Origin of the sequence: Azospirillum brasilense (assembly GCF_022023855.1) — a bacterium.
Classification (GTDB): domain Bacteria; phylum Pseudomonadota; class Alphaproteobacteria; order Azospirillales; family Azospirillaceae; genus Azospirillum; species Azospirillum brasilense_F.
In genome coordinates this window covers 1,764,680-1,785,674 of record NZ_CP059449.1, presented here as the reverse complement: position 1 = coordinate 1,785,674, position 20,995 = coordinate 1,764,680, and the positions used below count along the sequence as shown (strand labels likewise).

At 68.2% G+C, this 20,995-nt stretch carries 16 protein-coding genes; 1 reads left to right on the top strand and 15 read right to left on the bottom strand.

All coding sequences use genetic code 11. The annotated features are described in order from the left end of the window. Positions 1–77: 77 nt before the first annotated feature. A complete protein-coding gene (locus H1Q64_RS33805; protein ID WP_269145331.1) occupies positions 78–2,537 on the top strand; it encodes an ankyrin repeat domain-containing protein in 2,460 nt (819 codons plus the stop codon). A 96-nt stretch (positions 2,538–2,633) separates the two neighbouring features. Here the strand turns inward: H1Q64_RS33805 and H1Q64_RS08385 are convergent, their stop codons facing one another. The 15 genes from H1Q64_RS08385 to H1Q64_RS08315 all read right to left on the bottom strand — a co-directional run bounded on the left by H1Q64_RS08385 (position 2,634) and on the right by H1Q64_RS08315 (position 20,990). Beyond that, positions 2,634–4,325: a methyl-accepting chemotaxis protein gene (locus H1Q64_RS08385; RefSeq protein WP_237903152.1), complete on the bottom strand. Its 1,692-nt coding sequence runs from the start codon at positions 4,323–4,325 to the stop codon at positions 2,634–2,636. Between the two features lie 509 nt (positions 4,326–4,834). Further along, positions 4,835–6,235: a M20/M25/M40 family metallo-hydrolase gene (locus H1Q64_RS08380; protein WP_237903151.1), complete on the bottom strand. Its 1,401-nt coding sequence runs from the start codon at positions 6,233–6,235 to the stop codon at positions 4,835–4,837. 184 nt (positions 6,236–6,419) lie between these two features. Further along, complete coding sequence (urtE, locus tag H1Q64_RS08375) at positions 6,420–7,115, bottom strand: urea ABC transporter ATP-binding subunit UrtE (RefSeq protein WP_035675129.1); 696 nt, start codon at positions 7,113–7,115, stop codon at positions 6,420–6,422. Positions 7,116–7,276: 161 nt separating this feature from the next. Continuing rightward, positions 7,277–8,023: an urea ABC transporter ATP-binding protein UrtD gene (urtD, locus tag H1Q64_RS08370; protein ID WP_237903150.1), complete on the bottom strand. Its 747-nt coding sequence runs from the start codon at positions 8,021–8,023 to the stop codon at positions 7,277–7,279. A gap of 5 nt (positions 8,024–8,028) precedes the next feature. Further along, entirely contained in the window at positions 8,029–9,168 is a 1,140-nt protein-coding gene (gene urtC / locus H1Q64_RS08365) for an urea ABC transporter permease subunit UrtC (RefSeq protein WP_237903149.1), read from the bottom strand. Positions 9,169–9,172: 4 nt separating this feature from the next. After that, positions 9,173–10,777 (bottom strand): urea ABC transporter permease subunit UrtB, encoded by a 1,605-nt coding sequence (gene urtB / locus H1Q64_RS08360; protein WP_237903148.1) that lies wholly within the window; start codon positions 10,775–10,777, stop codon positions 9,173–9,175. Positions 10,778–10,975: 198 nt separating this feature from the next. Next, entirely contained in the window at positions 10,976–12,295 is a 1,320-nt protein-coding gene (gene urtA / locus H1Q64_RS08355; RefSeq protein WP_237903147.1) for an urea ABC transporter substrate-binding protein, read from the bottom strand. 212 nt (positions 12,296–12,507) lie between these two features. Continuing rightward, on the bottom strand, positions 12,508–13,371 hold the full coding sequence (locus H1Q64_RS08350) for a sugar phosphate isomerase/epimerase family protein (RefSeq protein ID WP_237903146.1): 864 nt from the start codon (positions 13,369–13,371) through the stop codon (positions 12,508–12,510). 156 nt (positions 13,372–13,527) lie between these two features. Beyond that, positions 13,528–14,700 (bottom strand): dihydrodipicolinate synthase family protein, encoded by a 1,173-nt coding sequence (locus H1Q64_RS08345; RefSeq protein WP_237903145.1) that lies wholly within the window; start codon positions 14,698–14,700, stop codon positions 13,528–13,530. A 15-nt stretch (positions 14,701–14,715) separates the two neighbouring features. Next, complete coding sequence (locus H1Q64_RS08340) at positions 14,716–15,867, bottom strand: Gfo/Idh/MocA family protein (RefSeq protein WP_038526728.1); 1,152 nt, start codon at positions 15,865–15,867, stop codon at positions 14,716–14,718. 21 nt (positions 15,868–15,888) lie between these two features. Beyond that, positions 15,889–17,304 (bottom strand): hypothetical protein, encoded by a 1,416-nt coding sequence (locus H1Q64_RS08335; RefSeq protein WP_237903144.1) that lies wholly within the window; start codon positions 17,302–17,304, stop codon positions 15,889–15,891. Between the two features lie 64 nt (positions 17,305–17,368). Then, positions 17,369–18,193 (bottom strand): ABC transporter ATP-binding protein, encoded by an 825-nt coding sequence (locus H1Q64_RS08330; RefSeq protein ID WP_014241100.1) that lies wholly within the window; start codon positions 18,191–18,193, stop codon positions 17,369–17,371. A gap of 26 nt (positions 18,194–18,219) precedes the next feature. Beyond that, complete coding sequence (locus H1Q64_RS08325) at positions 18,220–19,218, bottom strand: ABC transporter substrate-binding protein (protein ID WP_137103315.1); 999 nt, start codon at positions 19,216–19,218, stop codon at positions 18,220–18,222. A 52-nt stretch (positions 19,219–19,270) separates the two neighbouring features. Then, positions 19,271–20,143 (bottom strand): ABC transporter permease, encoded by an 873-nt coding sequence (locus H1Q64_RS08320; RefSeq protein ID WP_211114953.1) that lies wholly within the window; start codon positions 20,141–20,143, stop codon positions 19,271–19,273. A gap of 169 nt (positions 20,144–20,312) precedes the next feature. Continuing rightward, on the bottom strand, positions 20,313–20,990 hold the full coding sequence (locus H1Q64_RS08315; protein ID WP_237903143.1) for a TetR/AcrR family transcriptional regulator: 678 nt from the start codon (positions 20,988–20,990) through the stop codon (positions 20,313–20,315). Between the last annotated feature and the right edge of the window lie 5 nt (positions 20,991–20,995).

The following is a 20,995-nucleotide window of genomic DNA, read 5'->3' as shown; positions in this document are numbered from 1 at the left end:
TTGCACCGTCGCAGGACGACGGCGGACCACTAGAGTCAGGAGTGTCACGTCCCATCAATTGGATTGCGCGCGCCCCCATGGACCGTTCCGCTCCGAAAGCCACGCCATCCTCGAATCGCTCTGCGGCGAAGGCGAAGCCCCAACCCCAGGCCGCCGGCCTGCGCCCCGACCAGACGGAGGTCTTTGACGGCCTTCTCCTGGCCCTGCTGGCGCGCAAGCGGCTGTTGGTGCTGGTCGGCGAGGCCGGGTCCGGACGGGCCGCGGTCTTCCACCAACTCGTCGAGCAGGTCGGCTCCGACGGGGCGCTGGTTCTTCCGGTCGCCGCCAGCGCCGGGGCGCAGGTGGAGGATCTGGTGTCCGCCGCCGGCGACGCCGCCTTGCCCTCCGACAGCGACGACCGCGATTTCGACACGCTGATCGAGGAACTGGAGGAGCGGCTCGACCTCGCCGGCACCGGCCTGCTGGCGGTGGAGAACGCGGGCGTCCTGGCCGCCCCGACGCTGGCCGACCTGATCGACCTCACCCGCTCCGAGACGCCGAGCGGGCGTTTCCTCCAGGTTCTTCTCTGCGGCACGCCGGAGATGGAACGGACCCTGGCCCGCCCCGGACTGGCCGAGGCGGTGCGCGAACTCGGCGTGATCTACCGCATGACGCCCGGCGCCGGCCCGTCCGTCGCCCCCACCGCCGCCATCCCCTCCGCCGACCCTTCCGTCGCCCCTGCCTCCAGGCCGGTGGCTGCGCCGCCGCGCGCCGCTCCGCCGCCGCCCCGCCGCGCCGCGGAGCGCGACGCCAACGACTGGCCGGCCAACGATTGGGACGCGCCGGACGGCTGGACGATCCCGGAAACCGGTGCCCCGGTCGCCGATCTGCCCGCCAAGCGCCCGCGCCGCCGTGCCGCGCTGGCCGGAGCAGCGATCACCACGCTGATCCTGCTGGGTGCCGCTGGAGCCGGCGTCGCCCTGACCTTTCCCGGGGCGACGCCCGAACGGGCGCTCGATTACGCCCGGCAGGGCTGGCAGGACCTCCGCGGCTTCGTGACGGAGCGGGTGCACAACCCGTTCGCCGACGAGCCCAGCCTGGGCAGCCGCGGCCCCGACACGCTGGCGATTGCCCGGCCGCAAAACCCCTACCTCGCCTCCCTCCCTGCCGAGGCGGGTGTGCCGGTAGCAGGTCCGGCGCCGACCAGGGCCGACGCTCCGCCGCCCGCCGCGCGCACCATGAACGCCACGCCGGCCCCGAACGCCACGCCGGCCCCGAACCCGACGCCGACCCAAGCGCTGACCCCGGCCCAGGCCCCGACCCCGACCATCGCGGCGAAGCCGGAGCAGCCGGCCGTCGCACCGGCGGCCCAGGCGCCGAAGCCGCCGGTGCCGGTGGCCGATCCACTGGCCGCGGAGCACGCCCAACCGCCCAAGCCGCGGGCGACGGAATACCGCACGGAGCAGAGCGAAGGCCCGACCGGTTCCGCCACCCTGCCGCCGCTGGTCGATGAGCCGGCGCCCCAGATGGCCGCCCCGGCGATGCCCCAGCCCGCGCCCCCCACGGCGTCCACGCCCTTCTCGGCCAGCGACAATGGCCTGAACCCACGCGTCCGCACCCTGGTCGATCAGGCCCGCCGGCAGATCGCCGCCAAGCTCCTGACCACCCCGCCGAACAACAACGCCTACGAGACGGTGTCGCGCCTGCGTGAGATCGCTCCGGCGACGCCGGAGATCCAGGAGCTTCTGACGACCATGGAGGAGACCTACCGCCGCTGGGCCTCGCTGGCGGAGCGCGACGGCAATTGGGACGAGGCGCGGCGCTTCTACGAGCGCGCCCTGATCGTCGCCCCAAACACCGGCGACCTGCGCGACCGCATCAAGGCGGCCGGTGAAGGGCGCGTGCTTCCCGCCACCACCGCCTCCGTAGGAGCCGCCGCCGCGTCCGGCACCCCGTCGGCGCCCCCGGCCAACGCGGAGGTCCGGCCCGGACTGGACAGCCGTGACGGCGCCATCGCCCTGATGCACCGCACCGACGAGCTGAAACGCGCGCTGGACGGCGGCGCCGATCCGAACAAGCGGGTGGACAACGGCAAGACCTTGCTGATGCTGGCCTCCGAGCAGGGGCTGACCGACGCGGTGCGGCTGCTGATCGACCGCCGGGCCAAGACGGAGCTGCGCACCGCCGACGGCGCCACCGCGGTGATGTACGCCGCCTGGGGCGGGCACGAGGCGGTGATCCACGCGCTGGCCGCCGCCGGCGCCGAACTCGACGCCACCAACGATGACGGCAAGACCGCCCTGATGGCCGCCGCGGCCCGCGGCCATGACGGAGTCGTAAAGATCCTGGTCGACCGCGGCGTGTCGGTGGACCGGGTGGCCAGCCACGGCTGGTCGGCCCTGATGTACGCCGCCAACAACGGCCACGACCGGGTGGCCCGGATGCTGGTGGAGCATGGCGCCAACCCGTTCCGCATGGACACCGCCGGCAACTCCGCCCTCACCCTCGGCGCGCTGCAGGGCCACATGCAGGTGGTCGAGGCGCTGAAGCCGCACTGACCGGTAAGCCAAGCACGAAAACGGCGGGCGCCCCTGGGGTCGCCCGCCGTTTTCGCATGTCGATCCTGCCGAACCGCCAACCCGAGCCGCGGCCGCTCAGGCGGCCTTGATCTCCGCCAGGAAGCTCTCGATCTCCTTGCGCAGCGTTTCCGACTGGCGGGCCAGTTCGCCCGACGCGCTCATCACCTGACCGGCGGCGGCACCGGTCTCGCCCGCGGCCATCGTGACCTCTGTGATGCTGCCGGAAACCTGATGGGTGCCCGCTGCGGCCTCCTGGACGTTGCGGGAGATCTCGTTGGTCGCGGCGCCCTGCTCCTCGATGGCCGCGGCGATGGCCGTGGAGATCTCGTTGATCTGGCCGATGATGCCGCCGATGGCCGAGATGTCGCGCACCGCCCCGTCGGTCGCGCCCTGGATGGCAGCGATCTGGGCGGCGATCTCGTCGGTCGCCTTGGCGGTCTGGGAGGCGAGATGCTTCACCTCGCCGGCGACGACGGCGAAGCCCTTGCCGGCCTCGCCCGCGCGGGCCGCCTCGATGGTGGCGTTGAGCGCCAGCAGGTTGGTCTGGCTGGCGATGTTGGTGATGAGACTGACCACCTCGCCGATCTTCTGCGCGGCCTCGACCAGACCGCGCACCGTCTCGTTGGTGCGGGTCGCCTGCTCCACCGCCTGTCCGGCGATCTGCGAGGAGCGCGACACCTGCGTCGCGATCTCGCGGATGGAGCTGGCCATCTCCTCGGTGGCCGAGGCGACGGTCTGGACGTTGGCGCTGGTCTGCTCCGCCGCCGCCTGGACGGTGGTCGCCTGGATGTTTGTCCGCTCGGCCATGGAGGTCATGCTGTGGGCGGTGGCGTCCAGCTCCGAGGCTGCGGCGGCCACCGTGCGCAGGGAGGCCGCGGAGGAGTCCCCGAAGCGGTTCACCAGCCGCTCCACGGCTTCCGACCGGCGCTGCTTGGTCGCCTGTTCCGCCGCCTGGGCGGCGGCCAGCCGGTCCGCCTCGATCAGCCCGTCCTTGAAGACCTGGACGGCGCGGGCCATGGCACCCAACTCGTCCTTGCGCTGCGCACCGTCCACGGCGACCGTCAGCTCGCGCCCCGCCAAGCGGTTCATCACCCCGGTGAGCTGTTGGATCGGCTTTGAGACGCCGGCGATGATCAGCAGCCCCATCACGGCGCCGAGGAGTGTCACGACGGAGATCGCGGCGATGAGCAGGGTCTTGCTCGACCCGTAGGTCGCCTCGCCCTGATCGGCGGCGATGCGGCCGTTGCGGATGTTGAATTGGATGAGGTCGCGCATGACCCCCTGGGCCTTGCGGAACTCGACGCGCGATTCGCCTTTGTAGAGTGCGGCCGCCTCGTCGTTGCGATCGTCCCGGGACAACGGAAGCAATTTTCGCTGGCTCAGTTCCTGGTAACGCTCCCAATGGTCCATGAGCTTCTGGAACGTTTCGGTCTCGTAGCCGGGGGTCAGCATGGATTCATATTTGCGAACCGCGTCCTGGAAGTTCTCCAGGGTCGCCGCCATGGTTTTCTCCTCCTCGGCCTGCTGGGCAGGCTCGGTGGATAGAATGTGCGCGGACTCCAGAATCCGGTAGAACTCGAAATAATCGGTCATCCGGGCAATCTCGCCGACGCTCGGCAGCCAGTTGTCGCGGATGTCCTTCCCCGCGTCATTCACCGTCGAAATGCGGTCTATGCTGAAAAGACCCAATGCGATGATGAACATGACGAGTATGGAAAACGAAGACACGATCTTCGCTTTTATCGTGATGTTCGATAGAACGGACATGCGACATTCCCTCCAAGAATTCCCGAGCAAAGCAGCGCGCCACCTTGTGCATAACTTAGTTTTTTATTGTCTGCAACGCGTTTTTTAAGGGAGTTTCCGACCACGACACGCGCGATACCGACAGGGCTGCAGATTACGCAAGAGCTTCCCCAAAGCAGGAGCGCAAATCTCACACGCTTTACGTCGACAGCGGGCTCATGATTCCTTTTAATCTAGGCCATAAGGCTTTTTGACACTCTTCTCCGCGCGCCGATACCAACCGGTACTGCACTCGCCTCACTGTTTATCTCACATCATAAGTAAACTAACTATTAAAGTATTATAAAAGCTTAAAACTTTTTTTTCTTCATTTATTACATTGGTGGTTTTGTAAAGTTTCTCACTTGAGAAACGTTTGTTTCGCCGGAGGCATCACGGATCGCCAGTGGATGCCAAAGGCGCAAAAAAGCCCGCGGGCGCGTGATGCGCAGCCGCGGGCTGAACCACAAATAATTGCGGACCGGGACGGATCAGAGAGCGGCGAAGCGCGCCAGCATGGCCGCGTGCGAGCGGATGCCATTGTGCAGGCACTTCACCTCGAACTTCTCGTTGGGCGAATGGATGCGGTCATCCTCAAGCCCGAAGCCGACGAAGATCGAATCGAAGCCCAGCGCCTGCCGGATGTAGCCGCCGACCGGGATCGAGCCGCCGCTGCCGACCAGTGCCGGCTTGTTGGCGAAGACGTCGCCCAGCCCCGCCATGGCGGCGCGCAGATAGGGGCTGTCGGTCGGTACCTGGACACCCGGCGAGCGACCGAACACCTTGATCTCCCACCGCCCGTTGGCTGGTGTGCGCTCCTCCAGGAAGCTGCGGATGCCGGCCAGGATCTTCTCCGGGTCCTGGGCCGGCACGAGGCGGCAGGACAGCTTGGCCGACGCCTTGGACGCGATGACCGTCTTGGAGCCTTCGCCCGTGTAGCCGCCCCAGATGCCGTTGATGTCGCAGGTCGGGCGCGACCACAGCCGCTCCAGCGCGCTGCGCCCGGCCTCCCCCGCCGGGGTCTTCAGCCCGACGCCGGCCAGGAAGGCGCTCTCGTCGAAGCCGAGGCCGCGCCACATCGCCTTTTCCTCGTCCGTGGGCTCGGCCACGTCGTCGTAGAAGCCGGGGAAGCGGACGCGGCCGTCCTCGTCGTGGATCTGGCCGAGGATGCGGGTCAGCGCGTTGATCGGGTTCAGCACCGCGCCGCCGAACATGCCGGAATGCAGGTCGTGGCTCGGCCCATGCAGCGTCGCCTCGACGTAGAGCAGGCCGCGCAGCCGCGTGGTGATCGCCGGCGTATCGATGTTCCAGGCGTTGGTGTCGGTGATGACGCAGACGTCGGCCTTCAGCTCCTCCGCATTGGCCTTCAGGAAGGGGAGCAAGTTCGGGCTGCCGGTCTCCTCCTCGCCCTCCAGCAGGACGGTCACGCGGATCGGCAGGGTGCCGTGCACGGCGTGCCAGGCGCGAAACGCCTCGATGAAGGTCATCACCTGACCCTTGTCGTCCACGGCGCCGCGGGCGACGATGCGGCGGCCATGCTCGGCCTCGACGATGGCCGGCTCGAAAGGCGGGCTGTTCCACAGCTCCAGCGGCTCCGCCGGCTGCACGTCGTAATGGCCGTAATAGAGGATGTGCGGCACATCGGAGCCGCCCGGCCCCGGATGGTGGGCGACGACCGCGGGATGGCCGGCCGTCTCGCGCACGGAGCCGTCGAAGCCCAGCCCGCTCAGTTCGCGCACCAGCCAGTCCGCGGCGCGGCGCACGTCGCCCTTGTAGGCCGGATCGGTGCTGACGCTGGGGATGCGCAGCAGGTCGCAGAGGCGGCCCAGGGAGTCTTCGAAACCGCGGTCAACCTGCTGGAGAACGGGGTCGGCTGACAGGACGCTCGACATTCGGAACTGCCTTCGGTGTGAATGACTGGCACCGATGGTAGCGCATCGCGGTTCCGCGCCAAGCTCCACAAAGCGCAGGGGTGCCATCCTCGCGAAGGCGGCGTTCCCGGTTCCCGCCACGGGAAGCACAGGATGGCGAAACCGCGGCTCCGCCTTCGCGAGGATCCCTCCGGACGGCGGCGCGTCAGACGGTGAGATACCGCCGGACCTCGCTCTCCTCCAGCCCGTCGCGGCTGCCCGCCAGCATGACCTCGCCGCGTTCCATCACCGCCCAGTCGTCGGCCAGATCGCGGGCGAACTCGAAATACTGCTCGACCAGCAGGATCGCCATGGTGCCCTTGTCGCGCAGGTAGGAGATGGCCCGCCCGATGTCCTTAATGATGCTGGGCTGGATGCCCTCGGTCGGCTCGTCCAGCACCAGAAGCCGGGGCCGCGTCACCAACGCCCGCCCGATGGCGAGCTGCTGCTGCTGCCCGCCCGACAGGTCGCCGCCGCGGCGGTCCAGCATGGACTTCAGCACCGGAAACAGCTCGAACACCTCGTCAGGGATCGAGCGGTCGGCGCGCTTCAGCGGCGCGTAGCCGGTCAGCAGGTTCTCCCGCACCGTCAGCAACGGGAAGATCTCGCGCCCCTGCGGCACATAGGCGATGCCGCGCCGCGCCCGTTCCGACGGGGCGAGCCTGGTGATGTCGCCGCCGTCCCAGGCGATGGTGCCGCCGGTTACCGGCTTCAGCCCGACGATGGCGCGCAGCAGCGAGGACTTGCCGACGCCGTTGCGCCCCAGCAGGCAGGTGACCTTTCCCACCTCCGCCGTCAGCGACACGCCGCGCAGCGCCTGCGCCGCGCCGTAATGGAGATCGACAGACCGTACGTCGAGCATGCTTTTTTTTCTCCTGAATCCCTTCTCCCCTCCGGGGAGAAGGTTAGGATGAGGGGGCGGCCGCAGGCCGGAAAGGCTCTGCAATGAGGCTGCGTTTCCGCCCTTCGGGCGCCCCCTCACCCCGACCCTCTCCCCAGAGGGGAGAGGGGAATGTGGTTCGGTCACCGACCCAGATAGACGTCGATGACCTGCTTGTTGGCGCTCACCGTGTCGAGCGAGCCTTCGGCCAGCACCGAGCCCTCGTGCAGCACCGTGACCTTCACACCCAGTTCGCGGACGAAGACCATGTCGTGCTCCACGACGATCACCGAATGCTTGCCGGCGATGTCCTTCAGCAGATGGGCGGTCTGTTCCGTCTCCGCGTCGGTCATGCCGGCCACCGGCTCGTCGACCAGCAGCAGTTTCGGGTCCTGGGCCAGCAGCATGCCGATCTCCAGCCACTGCTTCTCGCCGTGCGACAGGCTGCCCGCCGGGCGGTTGCGCCGCGGCGACAGGCGGGTGATGTCGAGGATCTCCTCGATCCGCGCCCGGTCCTCCTTCGTGGCCGAGTAGGTCAGCGTCTTCAGCGGACGGCGCGGCGCCTTCAGCGACAGTTCCAGATTGTCCCAGACCGTGTGCATCTCGAACACGGTGGGGCGCTGGAACTTGCGGCCGATCCCCAGGTTGGCGATGGCCGGCTCGCGCAGGCTGGTCAGGTCGGTGCGGCCCTCGAACAGGATGGTGCCGGTATCGGGCCGGGTCTTGCCGGTGATGACGTCCATCATGGTCGTCTTGCCGGCGCCGTTCGGCCCGATGATCGCCCGCATCTCGCCCGGCTCGATGACCAGCGACAGGCTGTTCAGCGCGCGGAACCCGTCGAAGCTGACCGACACGCCGTCCAGATACAGCAGGGTGTCTTCGGTGCTCATGTCTCTCAGACCCCCTTCTGGTCCGCCGGCTTGGCGGTGACCGTGGCGCGCCCCGGCAGCCGGTCGCGGAGCTGCGCCGCCAGACCCAGAATGCCCTTGGGCAGGAACAGCGTGACCAGGACGAACAGGCCGCCCAGCGCGAACAGCCACAGCTCCGGCAGCGCCGCCGTGAAGTAGCTCTTGCCGAAATTCACCAGCACCGCGCCCAGCACCGGCCCGGCCAGCGTGCCGCGCCCGCCGACGGCGACCCAGATCACCGCCTCGATGCTGCTGGCGGGGGAGAATTCCGACGGGTTGATGATGCCGACCTGCGGCACGTAGAGCGCCCCCGCCACGCCGGCCATGCAGGCCGACAGCGTCCAGGCGAACAGCTTGTAGCGGTCGGTCTCGTAGCCCAGGAAGCGCACCCGGCTCTCCGCGTCGCGCACGGCGATCAGCACCTTGCCCAGCTTGGACGCCACCACGGCCGACGCCAGGATGTAGCCGGCCGCCAGCGCCACCACCGTCGCCACGAACAGCCCGACGCGGGTCGAGGCGGCCTGGATGTCGAAACCCAGGATCTCCTTGAAGTCGGTCAGGCCGTTGTTGCCGCCGAGCCCCATGTCGTTGCGGAAGAAGGCCAGCATCAGCGCGAAGGTCATCGCCTGCGTGATGATCGACAGATAGACGCCGGTTACGCGCGAGCGGAAGGCGAACCAGCCGAAGGCGAAGGCCAGCAGGCCCGGCACCAGCATCACCATGATCGCGGCGAACCAGAACTGGTCGAAGCCGTGCCAGTACCAGGGCAGCTCCGTCCAGTTCAGGAAGACCATGAAGTCCGGCAGGTCGGCGTTGCCGTAGACGCCGCGCGAGCCGATCTGCCGCATCAGATACATGCCCATGGCGTAGCCGCCGAGCGTGAAGAAGGCGGCGTGGCCCAGCGACAGGATGCCGACGAAGCCCCAGACGAGATCGAGCGACAGCGCCAGCAGGGCGAAGCACAGGTATTTGCCGAGCAGCGCCACCGTGTGGGTGGACAGGTGCCAGGGCGAATCCGGGGCGGTGCCCAGCGCCATGAACGGCACCGCCACGGCCAGCACCGCCAGGACGGTCAGCAGCACGCCGGCCTTCTTGTCGAGGCCCATCAGGAAGAAACGGGTCAGCATCGGATCAGGCCTCCACCGCCCGGCCCTTCAGCGCGAACAGGCCGCGCGGACGCCGTTGGATGAACAGGATGATGAAGATCAGCACCAGGATCTTGCCCAGCACCGCGCCCGCGTAGGGCTCCAGGAACTTGTTGACGCCGCCGAGCGCCAGCGCGCCGACCAGCGTGCCCCACAGGTTGCCCACCCCGCCGAACACCACGACCATGAAGCTGTCAATGATGTAGCCCTGGCCCAGGTTGGGGCTGACGTTGTCGATCTGGCTCAGCGCCACGCCGGCCAGCCCGGCGATGCCGGAGCCGAGCCCGAAGGTCAGCGCGTCCACCCGCGCGGTGCGGATACCCATGGCGTTGGCCATGCTGCGGTTCTGGGTGACGGCGCGGATGCTCAGCCCGAACCACGTCTTGCGCAGCGCCACCAGCAGCGCGCCGAAGACGAGGAAGGCGAAGACGACGATCCACAGCCGCCCGTAGGTGATGGTCAACCCGCCCAGCTCGAAGGCGCCGGACATCCAGGAGGGGGCGCCGACCTCGCGGTTCGTCGGCCCGAAGATGGAGCGCACCGCCTGCTGGAGCGCCAGCGACAGGCCCCAGGTCGCCAGCAGCGTCTCCAGCGGACGCCCGTAGAGCCAGCGGATCACGCTGCGCTCGATGGCGACGCCGACCGCGCCGGAAACCAGGAAGGCGACGGGCAGAGCCACCAGGATGGAGAAATCGAACAGGCCCGGCGCCCACTGGCGGAAGGCCTCCTGCACCAGGAAGGTGGCGTAGGCGCCGATCATCACCATCTCGCCATGCGCCATGTTGATGACGCCCATGACGCCGAAGGTGACGGCCAGCCCGATCGCCGCCAGCAGCAGCACCGAGCCGAGCGACAGGCCGTACCACAGGTTCTGCGCGGCACCCCACAGGGCGAGCCGCTGCTCGACGGACGCGATGGCCTTCGTCGCCGCGTCCTTCACCGCGTCGCTTCCAGTGTTGGCAGCGCCGTTCAGCAGGGCCCGCGCGTCCTGGTCGCCGCGCTCCTGAAGCACCGCGATGGCGGCGATCTTGTCGGCGTCGGGCGCGTCCCCGGCCAGCAGGACGGAGGCCCGCGCCTGGGTCATCGCGCGACGGACACGCTCGTCGGTTTCCTTGGCCAGAGCCGTGTTCAGCGCGTCCAGCGCGTTGGCGTCGCGGCTCTTGAACACCGCCTCGGCGGCCTGCCGGCGCGTGTTGGCGTCGGGGCTCATCAAGGTGAGCGCGCCGAGCGTCGCGCTGATCGTGCGGCGCAGAGCGTTGTTGATGCGGATCTTCTCGACCGCGTTGCGGTCCGCCTCGCCCAGCGCGGCGCCGGTCAGCGGGTCGGTCAGGGCGTAGCCGCTGCCGGCGCGCTTGGCGACGACCACGGCGCCGTCCGCCTTGCGGACGTGCAGGTCGCCGGCCTGTAGGGCCTCGATCACCGGCACGACGGCGGGATCGCCGGTTTCGGCCAGCCCGGCGAGGGCCTTTTCGGTCTCGGCGTAGTTGCCGGCGCCCAGGCCACGGACCAGCGGGGCCAGATCGGCGGCAAAAGCGGCGGGTGCGGCCAGCGCCAGAAACGCGGCCAGCAGCCAGCAGAATGCGCGGTGCATCGCGGTTCCTGTGATGTGTCGGAAGTCGTTGGGGGCGTTTTGAGTGGGAAGGGGTTGCCCCCACCCTTCCCGCTTCGCGGGCCCCTTCCCTCCCCCGCTTCGCAGGAGAGGGAACCATAGTCCCCTCCCCCGCCCAGCGGGGGAGGGTTAGGGTGGGGGCATCACGCAGACAGTTACCGAAAGGCGTTCAGGCAGTCCTCACGACCCCTTGCCGCCGCACTTGCCGGTCTTCACGTTGAAGTTGCCGCAGGACATCGGGGCGCGCCAATCGGAGATCAGGTCCTTGCTGTCCGGCAGGAAGTCCGACCACTCGTCGCCAACCACAAGGCCCGGCGTCTTGGAGACGGTCTCGAACTGGCCGTTCTCCTGCACCTCGCCGATCAGCACCGGCTTGGTGATGTGGTGGTTCGGCAGCATGGCCGAGTAGCCGCCAGTCAGGTTCGGGACGGACACGCCGACGAGGCTGTCGATCACCGCGTTGCTGTCGGTGGTGCCGGCCTTCTCGACCGCCTTCACCCACATGTTAAAGCCGATGTAGTGGGCTTCCATCGGGTCGTTGGTGACGCGCTTGTCGTTCTTGGTGAAGGCCTGCCACTTCTTGATGAAGTCGCTGTTCTCCGGCGTGTCCACCGACATGAAGTAGTTCCAGGCGGCGAGATGGCCGACCAGCGGCTTCGTGTCGATGCCGGCCAGTTCCTCTTCACCCACGGAGAAGGCGACGACTGGAATGTCCTGCGCCTTGACGCCCTGGTTGCCCAGCTCCTTGTAGAAGGGGACGTTGGCGTCGCCATTGATGGTCGAGACAACCGCGGTCTTCTTGCCGGCGGAGCCGAACTTCTTGATGTCGGCGACGATGTTCTGCCAGTCGGAATGGCCGAATGGGGTGTAGTTGATCATGATGTCCTCGGACTTCACGCCCTTGGACTTCAGGTAGGTTTCCAGGATCTTGTTGGTCGTGCGCGGGTAGACGTAGTCGGTGCCGGCCAGCACCCAGCGCTGCACGCCTTCGGTCGCCGCCAGATAGTCGACGGCGGGGATCGCCTGCTGGTTCGGGGCGGCGCCGGTGTAGAAGACGTTGCGCGAGGACTCCTCGCCTTCATACTGCACCGGGTAGAACAGGATGCTGTTCAGCTCCTCGAACACCGGCAGGACGGACTTGCGGCTGACCGAGGTCCAGCAGCCGAACACCGCGGCCACCTTGTCCTTGCTGACCAGCTCGCGGGCCTTTTCGGCGAACAGGGGCCAGTTGGAGGCGGGATCGACGACGACCGGCTCCAGCTTCTTGCCGAGAACGCCGCCCTTCTTGTTCTGCTCTTCGATGAGCATCAGCATGACGTCCTTCAGCGTGGTCTCGCTGATCGCCATGGTGCCCGACAGGGAATGGAGGATGCCGACCTTGATGGTGTCCTGGGCCGACGCCGGGGCGGCGAAGCCCGCGGCGAACGTGACGGCAAGACCGGCGGCCGCCGCAAGGGTGCGACCGGTCTTGAAGCCCGACTGGAACCCCGTCTTGAACATTGTGAATACCCCCCGTTCTTTGGTCTGGCGCCCGCCTCAGGCGCCCCGGGGTGTCCTTCGCAAATGTGATGCCACAACGGGTTTTCAGGAAGACGGGTCAGGGAATCCGCAGCGATTTACAGCCCAGCATTCGCTTACGAATTATGCATGTCACTCTTTTATGATTAAATTTTACTCATTTCTGCCAGAATGACTGCTTTTTAGGCGCCGCTTCACACCGAAGACCGATGCCGTTCGACACAGACCGACAGCACCTCATCCAAAGGTCGTGCCCACCACCGGCGCGAGAATATTTCGACCTCGGAATAGCCTTGGAATCCAACGGCTTCCACCCAGCCACGGATCATTGGGATGTCGATCATTCCATCGCCCATCATGCCGCGATCCTCCAGCAGGTCGGCGGTCGGCACCAGCCAATCGCACACATGGAAGGCACACAGGCGATCCCGGCCCGCCCGGCGGATCTGCGCCTCCAGCTCCGGGTCCCACCAGACGTGGTAGACGTCCAACGCCACTCCCAGCGCTCCGGTTCCCTGTGGGTCCAGCCGGTCGCAGAGGTCGAGCGCGTGGCGCATCGTGTTCACGCAGGCGCGGTCGGCGGCGTACATCGGATGCAGCGGCTCGATGGCGAGCGGCATCCCGGCGCCGCGGGCGTGCTCCAGCAACTCGGCGATGCCGTCCTCCACCTGGGCGCGGGCCAGCGCGATGTCCTTGGACGGCGGGGAGCCGGGGCGGGAGAATTGCGGCAGCCCGCCGACCACCAGCACAAGGCAGGGGGCGCCCAGCGCCACCGCCTCGTCCACCGCGCGGCGGTTGTCGTCGCGCACCTCGGCCCGGCGGTCGGGGTCGGCGGGGAACATGCCGCCGCGGCAATAGCCGGATAGTTCCAGCCCCAGCTCCTTCACGGCCCGGACAGCGCGGTCCGGCCCCACCGCGGCCACCTGATCCCGCCAGGGGGAGACGGCGCGGATGCCCTGGCGGGCGCAGGCGTCGAAGATCTGCAGCAGGTCGCCCTGCTTGCGCACCGTGGCCGTGTTGATGGACAGCCAGCGATGATCGCCGGAGAAGTCGCGCATGATTTGGAGTCCCTTATCAATCTCATCCCTCTCCCCTCTGGGGAGAGGGTCAGGGTGAGGGGGGTGCGCTTGTGCCGAACCTGCCGCCACGCGCATCCCCCTCACCCGGCGCCTTTGGCGCCACCCTCTCCCCAGAGGGGAGAAGGGCTTATCCCCTCACACCGCCTCGATGCCGCGGACGGCCAGGACGTCGGCCATGCGCCACACCGCTTCCTCCGGGTCGCGCAGCAGCCCGGCCTTGTCGGCCAGCCGGAAAATCTCGGCCAGATGCAAGGTGGAGCGCGTGCCCTCCTGCCCGCCGATCATCGTGAAATGGTCCTGGTGGCCGTTCAGGTAGGCCATGAAGACCACCCCGGTCTTGTAGAAGCGGGTCGGCGCCTTGAAGATGTGGCGGGACAGCGGGACGGTCGGCTCCAGAATCTCGTGGAAGCGCCCCTCCTCGCCCGCCGCCAGTTCGGCGAGCGCCGCCGCCGCCGCCGGGGCGATGGCGTCGAAGATGCCCAGCAGCGCGTCGGAATGGCCCTCCGCGTCGCCGGCGATCAGCTCCGCGTAGTTGAAGTCGTCGCCGGTGTACATGCGCACGCCGGGGGCCAGACGGCGGCGCATGACGATCTCCTTATCCTTGTCGAGCAGGGAGACCTTCACCCCGTCGACCTTGGCCGCGAAGTCGTTGATGATGCCGACCGCCGTGTCGAGCGCCACCGGGAAATCGTCCGTCCCCCAATAGCCGGCCAGCGCCGGGTCGAACATGTCGCCCAGCCAGTGAAGGATCACCGGGCTGCGCACCTGGGAGAGGATGCGGCTGTAGACGCGGACGTAATCCTCCGGCCCCTTGGCCACGCGGGCGAGCGCCCGCGACGCCATCAGGATCACCCGCCCGCCGAGATCCTCGACCGCGGCGACCTGAGTCTCATAGGCGCGGATCACGTCGTCGAGCGAGCGGGCGTCCTCCGGCGCCAGATGGTCGGTGCCGGCCCCGCAGGCGATCAGCGCGTTGCCGCGCGTCTTCGCCGCGGTCAGGGAGCGCCGGATCAGCTCCAGCGAGGCGTTCCAGTCCAGCCCCATGCCGCGCTGCGCGGTGTCCATCGCCTCGGCGACGCCGAAGCCCAGGTCCCACAAATGCTCGCGGAAGGCGATGGTCCGGTCCCAGTCGATGGCCGGGGTCAGCCAGGGATCGTTGTCGGCCAGCGGGTCGGCCACCATGTGCGCGGCGGCATAGGCCACGCGGTTCAAGGGCCGGTCGGTGCGGGCGGGGAAGCCCCGCGCCGGGGCGACCTCGTAGCTTTCCAGCGAGCGGTCGGCGCGCGGCAGCTTTATGGTCAGTGCCATGGACGGAGTCTCCGGTCAGGCGGTCAGCGAGGGAACGTCGACCCAGCGGCGCTCCTTCCAGCTCTTCAGCGCGGCCTCGACGAGTTGCACGCCCTTGGCGCCCTCGATCAGGCCGTGGTCGAAGGGGGCGTCCTCGACGACGTGGCGGATGAAGGATTCCCACTGCGTCTTGAAGCCGTTGTCGGTCGGCTGGTTGTCGGGCACCGGCTGCCACGTCGCGTAGAAGTCCATGGTCTGCTTCTGGTCCGGGTTCCACACCGGGCGCGGCGTGCCCTGGCGCGGCTGGATCACGCAGTCGCTCAGGCCCGCGACGGCCGAGCCATGGGTGCCGTCCACCTGGAAGGTCACCAGATCGTCGCGGTACACCCGCGTCGCCCAGGAGGAGTTGATGTGGGCGATGACGCCGCCCTCCAGCTCGAAGGTGGCGTAGGCCGCGTCGTCGGCGGTGGCCTGATAGCGCTTGCCCTGCTCGTCCCAGCGTTCCGGGATGTGGATGGCGCCCAGGCAGGACACGCTCTTGACCTGCCCGAACAGGTTGTCGAGCACGTAGCGCCAGTGGCAGACCATGTCGAGGATGATGCCGCCGCCGTCCTCCTCCCGGTAGTTCCAGGAGGGGCGCTGCGCCGGCTGCCAGTCGCCCTCGAACACCCAATAACCGAACTCGCCGCGCACCGAGAGGATCTTTCCGAAGAAGCCGCTGTCGCGCAGCATCTTCAGCTTCTGCAGGCCGGGCAGGAACAGCTTGTCCTGCACGGTGCCGTTCTTCACCCCGGCCTCCTCGGCCAGCCGGACGACGCGTAGCGCCTCCTCCAGGTTGGTGGCGATGGGCTTCTCGCAATAGACGTGCTTGCCGGCGCGGATCGCCGCCTCCAGCAGCGTCGGGCGCATCTGGGTGGTGCCGGCGTCGAAGAAGATCGTGTCGTCGGGGTTGGCCAGGGCCGCGTCCAGATTGTCGGTCCAGCGTTCCACACCATGGCGCTGGGCCAGCTCGCGGATCTTCTCGGCGTTGCGCCCGACCAGGATGGGGTCCGGCATGACGCGGGACCCGTCGGACAGCGTGACGCCGCCTTGCGCCCGGATGGCGAGGATCGACCGGATCAGGTGCTGGTTCATGCCCATGCGGCCGGTCACGCCATGCATGATGATCCCAAGGCGCTTCGTGCTCATGTCAGGGGACTCCCTAGGGGATTATTCGTTCTGCAGAGGGGACAGGCGGTCCCACCGGGGCTGCGCCGCACTGGCGAAGCCGGGGACGGCCAGGGTTTCGGTCGGCAGGCTGCCGCCCGCCGTGGCGAGGCGGACGATGCCGTCCCGCCGGGTGTAGAAGCCGGGATGCGCGTCGAGGAAGGCGTCGGCCTCCGGCGCTCCGTCGAAGCCGTTTCCGTACTGGTGCCCGTTGCGCTCCGCGTCGGCGATGCCGAGCAGCGCGACCAGCGCCGTGTCCTGCTGCACCGCCAGTCCGGCCTGACAGGTCAGGTCCTCCGCGGCGACGAAGTGCGGCGCGCCCCAGGCCTCGCAGCGCGCCCGGTTCAGGACGGCCTTGTAGAGGCCCTTGCAGGACTTGGACGACACACCGCGGTAGCCGGCGGCGCGGGCACGCGGGAAGGCGTTGTAGCCGTCGTCGGACTCGTCGATGATGAAGGGGATGCGCCCGGCCACCGCGCCCAACGGCGCCTCCAGCGCACGCTCCCGCGCCACCGGCTGCTCGATGTAGAGCAGGCGCCCGCGGAAGCCCGTCAGCGCCGGATCGCGTTCCAGCCCGTCCACGAAGGCGGCGAGGGCCGCAGCGTCCGCATATTGTTCGTTGCCGTCCAGCGTGGCGCGGTAGTCGCCCGCCGCCGCGTCCAGCACGCCGGCGATCGCCGCCAAGCGCGTGAGGTCGGCGGACGGATCGCCGCCCAGCTTGATCTTGAAGCGGCCCAGCCGCTCCCGCGCCAGCAGGTCGCGCAGGGCCTCCGGCTCGTCGAGCAGCCCGACCGTGTGGCGGAGCGCCACGGGGGACCGTGGCTCCAGCCCGGCGAGGAAACCGTCCAGGTCGAACCCCGCCAGATCGGGCGTCAGCCGCGCGTCGATCCCGGCGCGGTTGTCCCGCATGCCGGAGAAGAAATCGGTATCCAGAACCCGCAGCAGCCCGTCCAGCACCGCCTTGTCGATCAGCGCCGGCCCGTAGGCGGCGGTCAGGTCGGGCAGCCCGGCGGCGCGGCAGGCCGCCCGCTGGCTCTCATAAGCCGCCGCGTGATGGCCGAAGGCGGTGTCCGCCCGGTCCGTCGCGTAGGCGTCACGGGCCAAGCGCAGGGAGCGGCGAAGGCCGTCCACCGTCTCGTCCGGGCTGCGGTCCGGGCGTTTGTCGAACCACTTCGGCATCATCATCTCGGCGGTGCTGCCCCACGCCTCGCCGACGCCGTCCACATGGACCAGGGCGCGGACGAAGGCCTGCGGTGCCGCCTCCACCGTCACGCTGCCGAAGCGGAAGGGCTTCACGAAGCGGACGGGGCGTTCATAAAGCTCGATGGCGCGGATGGTGAGGAGGGGGGCGGGGGCGGTGCCCCCACCCTTCCCGCTTCGCGGGTCCCTTCCCTCCCCCGCTGGGCGGGAGAGGGACAATTCCCCTCCCCTGCGTAGCGGGGGAGGGTCAGGGAGGGGGCAATCCTTCGCCATCACCGCCCCCTCAGTCCAGATGCCCTTGGGCGTTGAAATGCGCCCGGATGCGCTGGGTCAACTCGATGAAGACCGGGTGCCCCATGACATCCAGCGAGCGCGGGCGGGGCAGCGGCACCTCATAGGTCGCGGCGATGGCGCCGGGACGCTCCGACATCACCATCACCCGGTCGGCCAGGAACACCGCCTCGGGGATCGAGTGGGTGATCAGCAGCACCGTCTTGCCCGTCTCGTGCTGGATGCGCTGCAGCTCGACGTTCATCTTCTCCCGCGTCATGGCGTCGAGCGCGCCGAACGGCTCGTCCATCAGCAGGATCTTCGGGTCGTGGACCAGCGCCCGGCACAGCGAGGCGCGCTGCTGCATGCCGCCGGAGAGCTGCCAGGGGTACTTGTTCTCGAAGCCCTCCAGCCCGGTCATGCGGATCAGCGCGCGGGCACGCTCCAGGTACTTGTCGCGCGGCAGGCCGCGGACCTCCACCGGCATCATGATGTTGCGCAGCACCGTCCGCCAGGCGAGCAGCACCGGGCTCTGGAACACGATGCCCACGTCGTCGTGCGGCTCGGTCACCGTGGTGCCTTCGATGGTGATGGCGCCCTCGCTGACCGGCAGCAGGCCGGCGACCAGCTTCAGCAGCGTGGACTTGCCGCAGCCGGACGGGCCGACCACCACCAGGAACTCGCCGTCCCGCACGTCGAAGGTGATCGGGCGCAGGGACGGCACCTCCCCGTCGCGGGTGCGGTAGGTCTTGGTCACGCCGTCGATCTGGATCAGGGTCTTTTGCGACAGGCGGGCCGTTTCGGCCGATCCGACGACTTTCAACTGGGGCTGAGCCATGTCCCTGCTCTCCTGTCCGTCCGGCCTCACTGGCCCGCCGCGGCGGGATCGGGGAGGAAGTCGCGGGTGTAGAAGGCCTTCGGGTTCTTCTTCGCCGCGGCATCCAGACCGCCGTACTCGACCAGCAGGTCCACGGTCTCGGCCATGTTGGCATCGGTGACGCGGAAGGGCCGCTGCCCCTTGGTCTCCGCCGTGCGGTAGAGCGGCGTGGTCAGCTCGAAGCCCTCCAGCAGGGTGGCTTCCTGGCCGCCCTTGGGGTTGGCCTTGAGGATGGCGGCCACGGCCTCCTTGGGGTTCTTCTCCGCCCCTTCGACCGCCTTGGTCGTCGCGGCCATGAAGCGCTTCACGAGGTCGGGCTTGTCCTTCAGCGTCTCGGTGTGGGCGATGATGCCGGAGGAGACCATGTTGACGCCGTAGTCGGCGAAGCGGATCGGCGTCACCGACTTGCCGGTGGCGTCCTTGATCTTCATGCTCTGGTCCATGACGTAGCCCAGCAGCAGGTCCGCCTGCCCGTTGATGACGGCGTTCAGCTTGGTCTGGGCGTCGCCGGACACGACGCGGAAGTCGCCGTCCTTCAGGCCGGTCTTCTTCAGGAACAGCGGCCAGATCTGGGACATGCTGTCGCCCGGCGTCATGGCGACGGTCTTGCCCTTGATGTCCTCGGGCTTGCGGATGTTCTTGTCGGTGAAGCCCATGGCCGACATCGGGCTGGTCTGCAGCAGCACGCCCGGCGAGGTGACCGGGGCGCCTTTCACCGCCGCCTTCATCATGGTCGGCACATCGACGTAGCCGAAATCGACGGTCTTCGCGGCCACTGCCTGGGTCGTCACCGCCGACCCGCGGCCCTCCTGGATCTCCAGGTCGATGCCCTCGGCCTCGTACAGGCCCTTGTCCTTGCCGTAGTAGAAGGGCGCGTGCTCGCCATACACGTACCAGTTCAGCATCAGCACGACCTTGTCCGCGGCCTGGGCCGGAAGCGTCGTGGCGGTGAGGGCGCAGAGCGCCGCGAAGAGCGTCCGTTTCATCTCGTCTCCTCCCGAAAGGTGTCCGGCGTCGCTGTTGGTTTTGTTGTCGGCGTTACGACGTCGGGATGTAGTTGTGGCGTTGGCTCGCGTGCCAGGGGATGGCGAGCCGCTCGATCACGTCGATCACCCAGAAAAGCACCACCCCGATCAGCGCCAGCACCACCAGGGCCGCGAACATCAGGGGAAGTTCGAAATTGCCGATGGACCGTTGCAGGACGAAGCCGATGCCGGAATTCGCCCCGACGAACTCGCCCACCACGGCGCCCACCACGGCCAGCGTGATCGACACCTTCAGGCCGGCGAAGATGGCCGGCATGGCGTGCGGCAGGCTGACCATGCGGAAGGTCTGAAGGCGCGTGGCCTTCATGGACTTGGCGAGGTCCATCATGTCGCCGTCCACCGACTTGAAGCCCTGCACCGCCGACACGACGATGGGGAAGAAAGCCAGCAGGAAGGCGGAGATCACCTTGGGCAGGAGCCCGAAGCCGAACCACACCACGAACAGCGGCGCGATGGCGACCTTCGGGATCGACTGCGAGAAGACCAGCAGCGGGTAGACGTAGGATTCCACCGTCTTCGACCCGGCGATCAGCATGGCGATGGGAATGCCGAACAGCACCGACAGGGCGAAGCCGCCCAAGGTCGCCAGCGTGGTCGGCACCGACGCCGCCAGGAGCTGGTCCCAGTCCGCGGCGAGGGCCAAGGCCACGTCGCCGGGTTTCGGTATCAGATAGGGCGGGATCGCGAAGATCCGCACCGACAGGTCCCACAGGACGGTCAGGACCACCAGGAACAGCACCGGCCGGAACCAGCCGGAATTGAGCAAACGCAGCAGCGTGGCACCCGCCCCGCCCCGTCGCGCCGCCGTTCCCGAAGCGGGACCGCCACGGGACGCAGTCCCGTGAGCCGCCGCATCGACAGCCATCGCTCCTCCTCCCCGGTCGTTGCGGCGCCGACGTGAGGCGCTCTTTTAACCGGCTGGTTAAAAGTAAGCCCGGCGCGGCAAAGCGGTCAACCCTGCCAAAGAGGTAGGACAGATGGTCAGGTATGCGGATTATTCATGATGAAACCACCGGCATGAAACCACCGGCGGCTCAGGCCCGCAACGACGACAGGATCAGCTCCACCATATGGTCCAGCCGCTCCGCCTTGGCCTCCTCGGCGAGCAGGTCGCGGCCGAAGATGACCGACAGGGTGTGGACGTTGGACAGGTAGAAGTAGGACTGTCCGGCGATGGAGATGTAGAGCTGCACCGGGTCCACCCCAGCCCGGAAGATCCCGGTGGCGACGCCCCGTTCCAGAACGTCAGCGATCATCTGCACGAAGGGCGAATGCATGGCGTGCACCTTGTCGGAGGTCTTCAGCAGCTCCGCCCGGTGCAGGTTCTCGATGTTCAGCAGCGCCATGAACTCGGGATGGTCGAGGAAATACTGCCAGGTGAAGTGGATCAGCCGGGCGATGGCGGCGGGCGGGTCCAGCGTCTCCAGGCTCAGCGTGCGTTCGGTGGCGCGGATGTGCTCGTAAGCGCCCTCCAGCACGGTCAGGTACAGGCTCTCCTTGTTGCCGACATGGTAGTAGAGCATGCGCTTGTTGGTGCCGGCGACCTCGGCGATCCGCTCCACGCGGGCGCCGCCCAGCCCATAGCGTGCGAACTCCTCCGTCGCGGCGGCGAGGATGCGCGCGCGGGTGCCCTCCGGGTCGCGGGTGACCTTCGCGGGTTTGGCCGGCTTGGCTGCGGAAAGGCTCTTCTTCGGGTCTGTCAGCGTGTCCATCCAGG

Bases quoted from the DNA above. Each gene is read 5' to 3' on its own strand.
- H1Q64_RS33805 (WP_269145331.1), top strand. From the start codon at position 78: ATGGACCGTTCCGCTCCGAAAGCCACGCCATCCTCGAATCGCTCTGCG.
- H1Q64_RS08385 (WP_237903152.1), bottom strand. From the start codon at position 4,325: ATGTCCGTTCTATCGAACATCACGATAAAAGCGAAGATCGTGTCTTCG.
- H1Q64_RS08380 (WP_237903151.1), bottom strand. From the start codon at position 6,235: ATGTCGAGCGTCCTGTCAGCCGACCCCGTTCTCCAGCAGGTTGACCGC.
- urtE (WP_035675129.1), bottom strand. From the start codon at position 7,115: ATGCTCGACGTACGGTCTGTCGATCTCCATTACGGCGCGGCGCAGGCG.
- urtD (WP_237903150.1), bottom strand. From the start codon at position 8,023: ATGAGCACCGAAGACACCCTGCTGTATCTGGACGGCGTGTCGGTCAGC.
- urtC (WP_237903149.1), bottom strand. From the start codon at position 9,168: ATGCTGACCCGTTTCTTCCTGATGGGCCTCGACAAGAAGGCCGGCGTG.
- urtB (WP_237903148.1), bottom strand. From the start codon at position 10,777: ATGCACCGCGCATTCTGCTGGCTGCTGGCCGCGTTTCTGGCGCTGGCC.
- urtA (WP_237903147.1), bottom strand. From the start codon at position 12,295: ATGTTCAAGACGGGGTTCCAGTCGGGCTTCAAGACCGGTCGCACCCTT.
- H1Q64_RS08350 (WP_237903146.1), bottom strand. From the start codon at position 13,371: ATGCGCGACTTCTCCGGCGATCATCGCTGGCTGTCCATCAACACGGCC.
- H1Q64_RS08345 (WP_237903145.1), bottom strand. From the start codon at position 14,700: ATGGCACTGACCATAAAGCTGCCGCGCGCCGACCGCTCGCTGGAAAGC.
- H1Q64_RS08340 (WP_038526728.1), bottom strand. From the start codon at position 15,867: ATGAGCACGAAGCGCCTTGGGATCATCATGCATGGCGTGACCGGCCGC.
- H1Q64_RS08330 (WP_014241100.1), bottom strand. From the start codon at position 18,193: ATGGCTCAGCCCCAGTTGAAAGTCGTCGGATCGGCCGAAACGGCCCGC.
- H1Q64_RS08325 (WP_137103315.1), bottom strand. From the start codon at position 19,218: ATGAAACGGACGCTCTTCGCGGCGCTCTGCGCCCTCACCGCCACGACG.
- H1Q64_RS08320 (WP_211114953.1), bottom strand. From the start codon at position 20,143: ATGGCTGTCGATGCGGCGGCTCACGGGACTGCGTCCCGTGGCGGTCCC.
- H1Q64_RS08315 (WP_237903143.1), bottom strand. From the start codon at position 20,990: ATGGACACGCTGACAGACCCGAAGAAGAGCCTTTCCGCAGCCAAGCCG.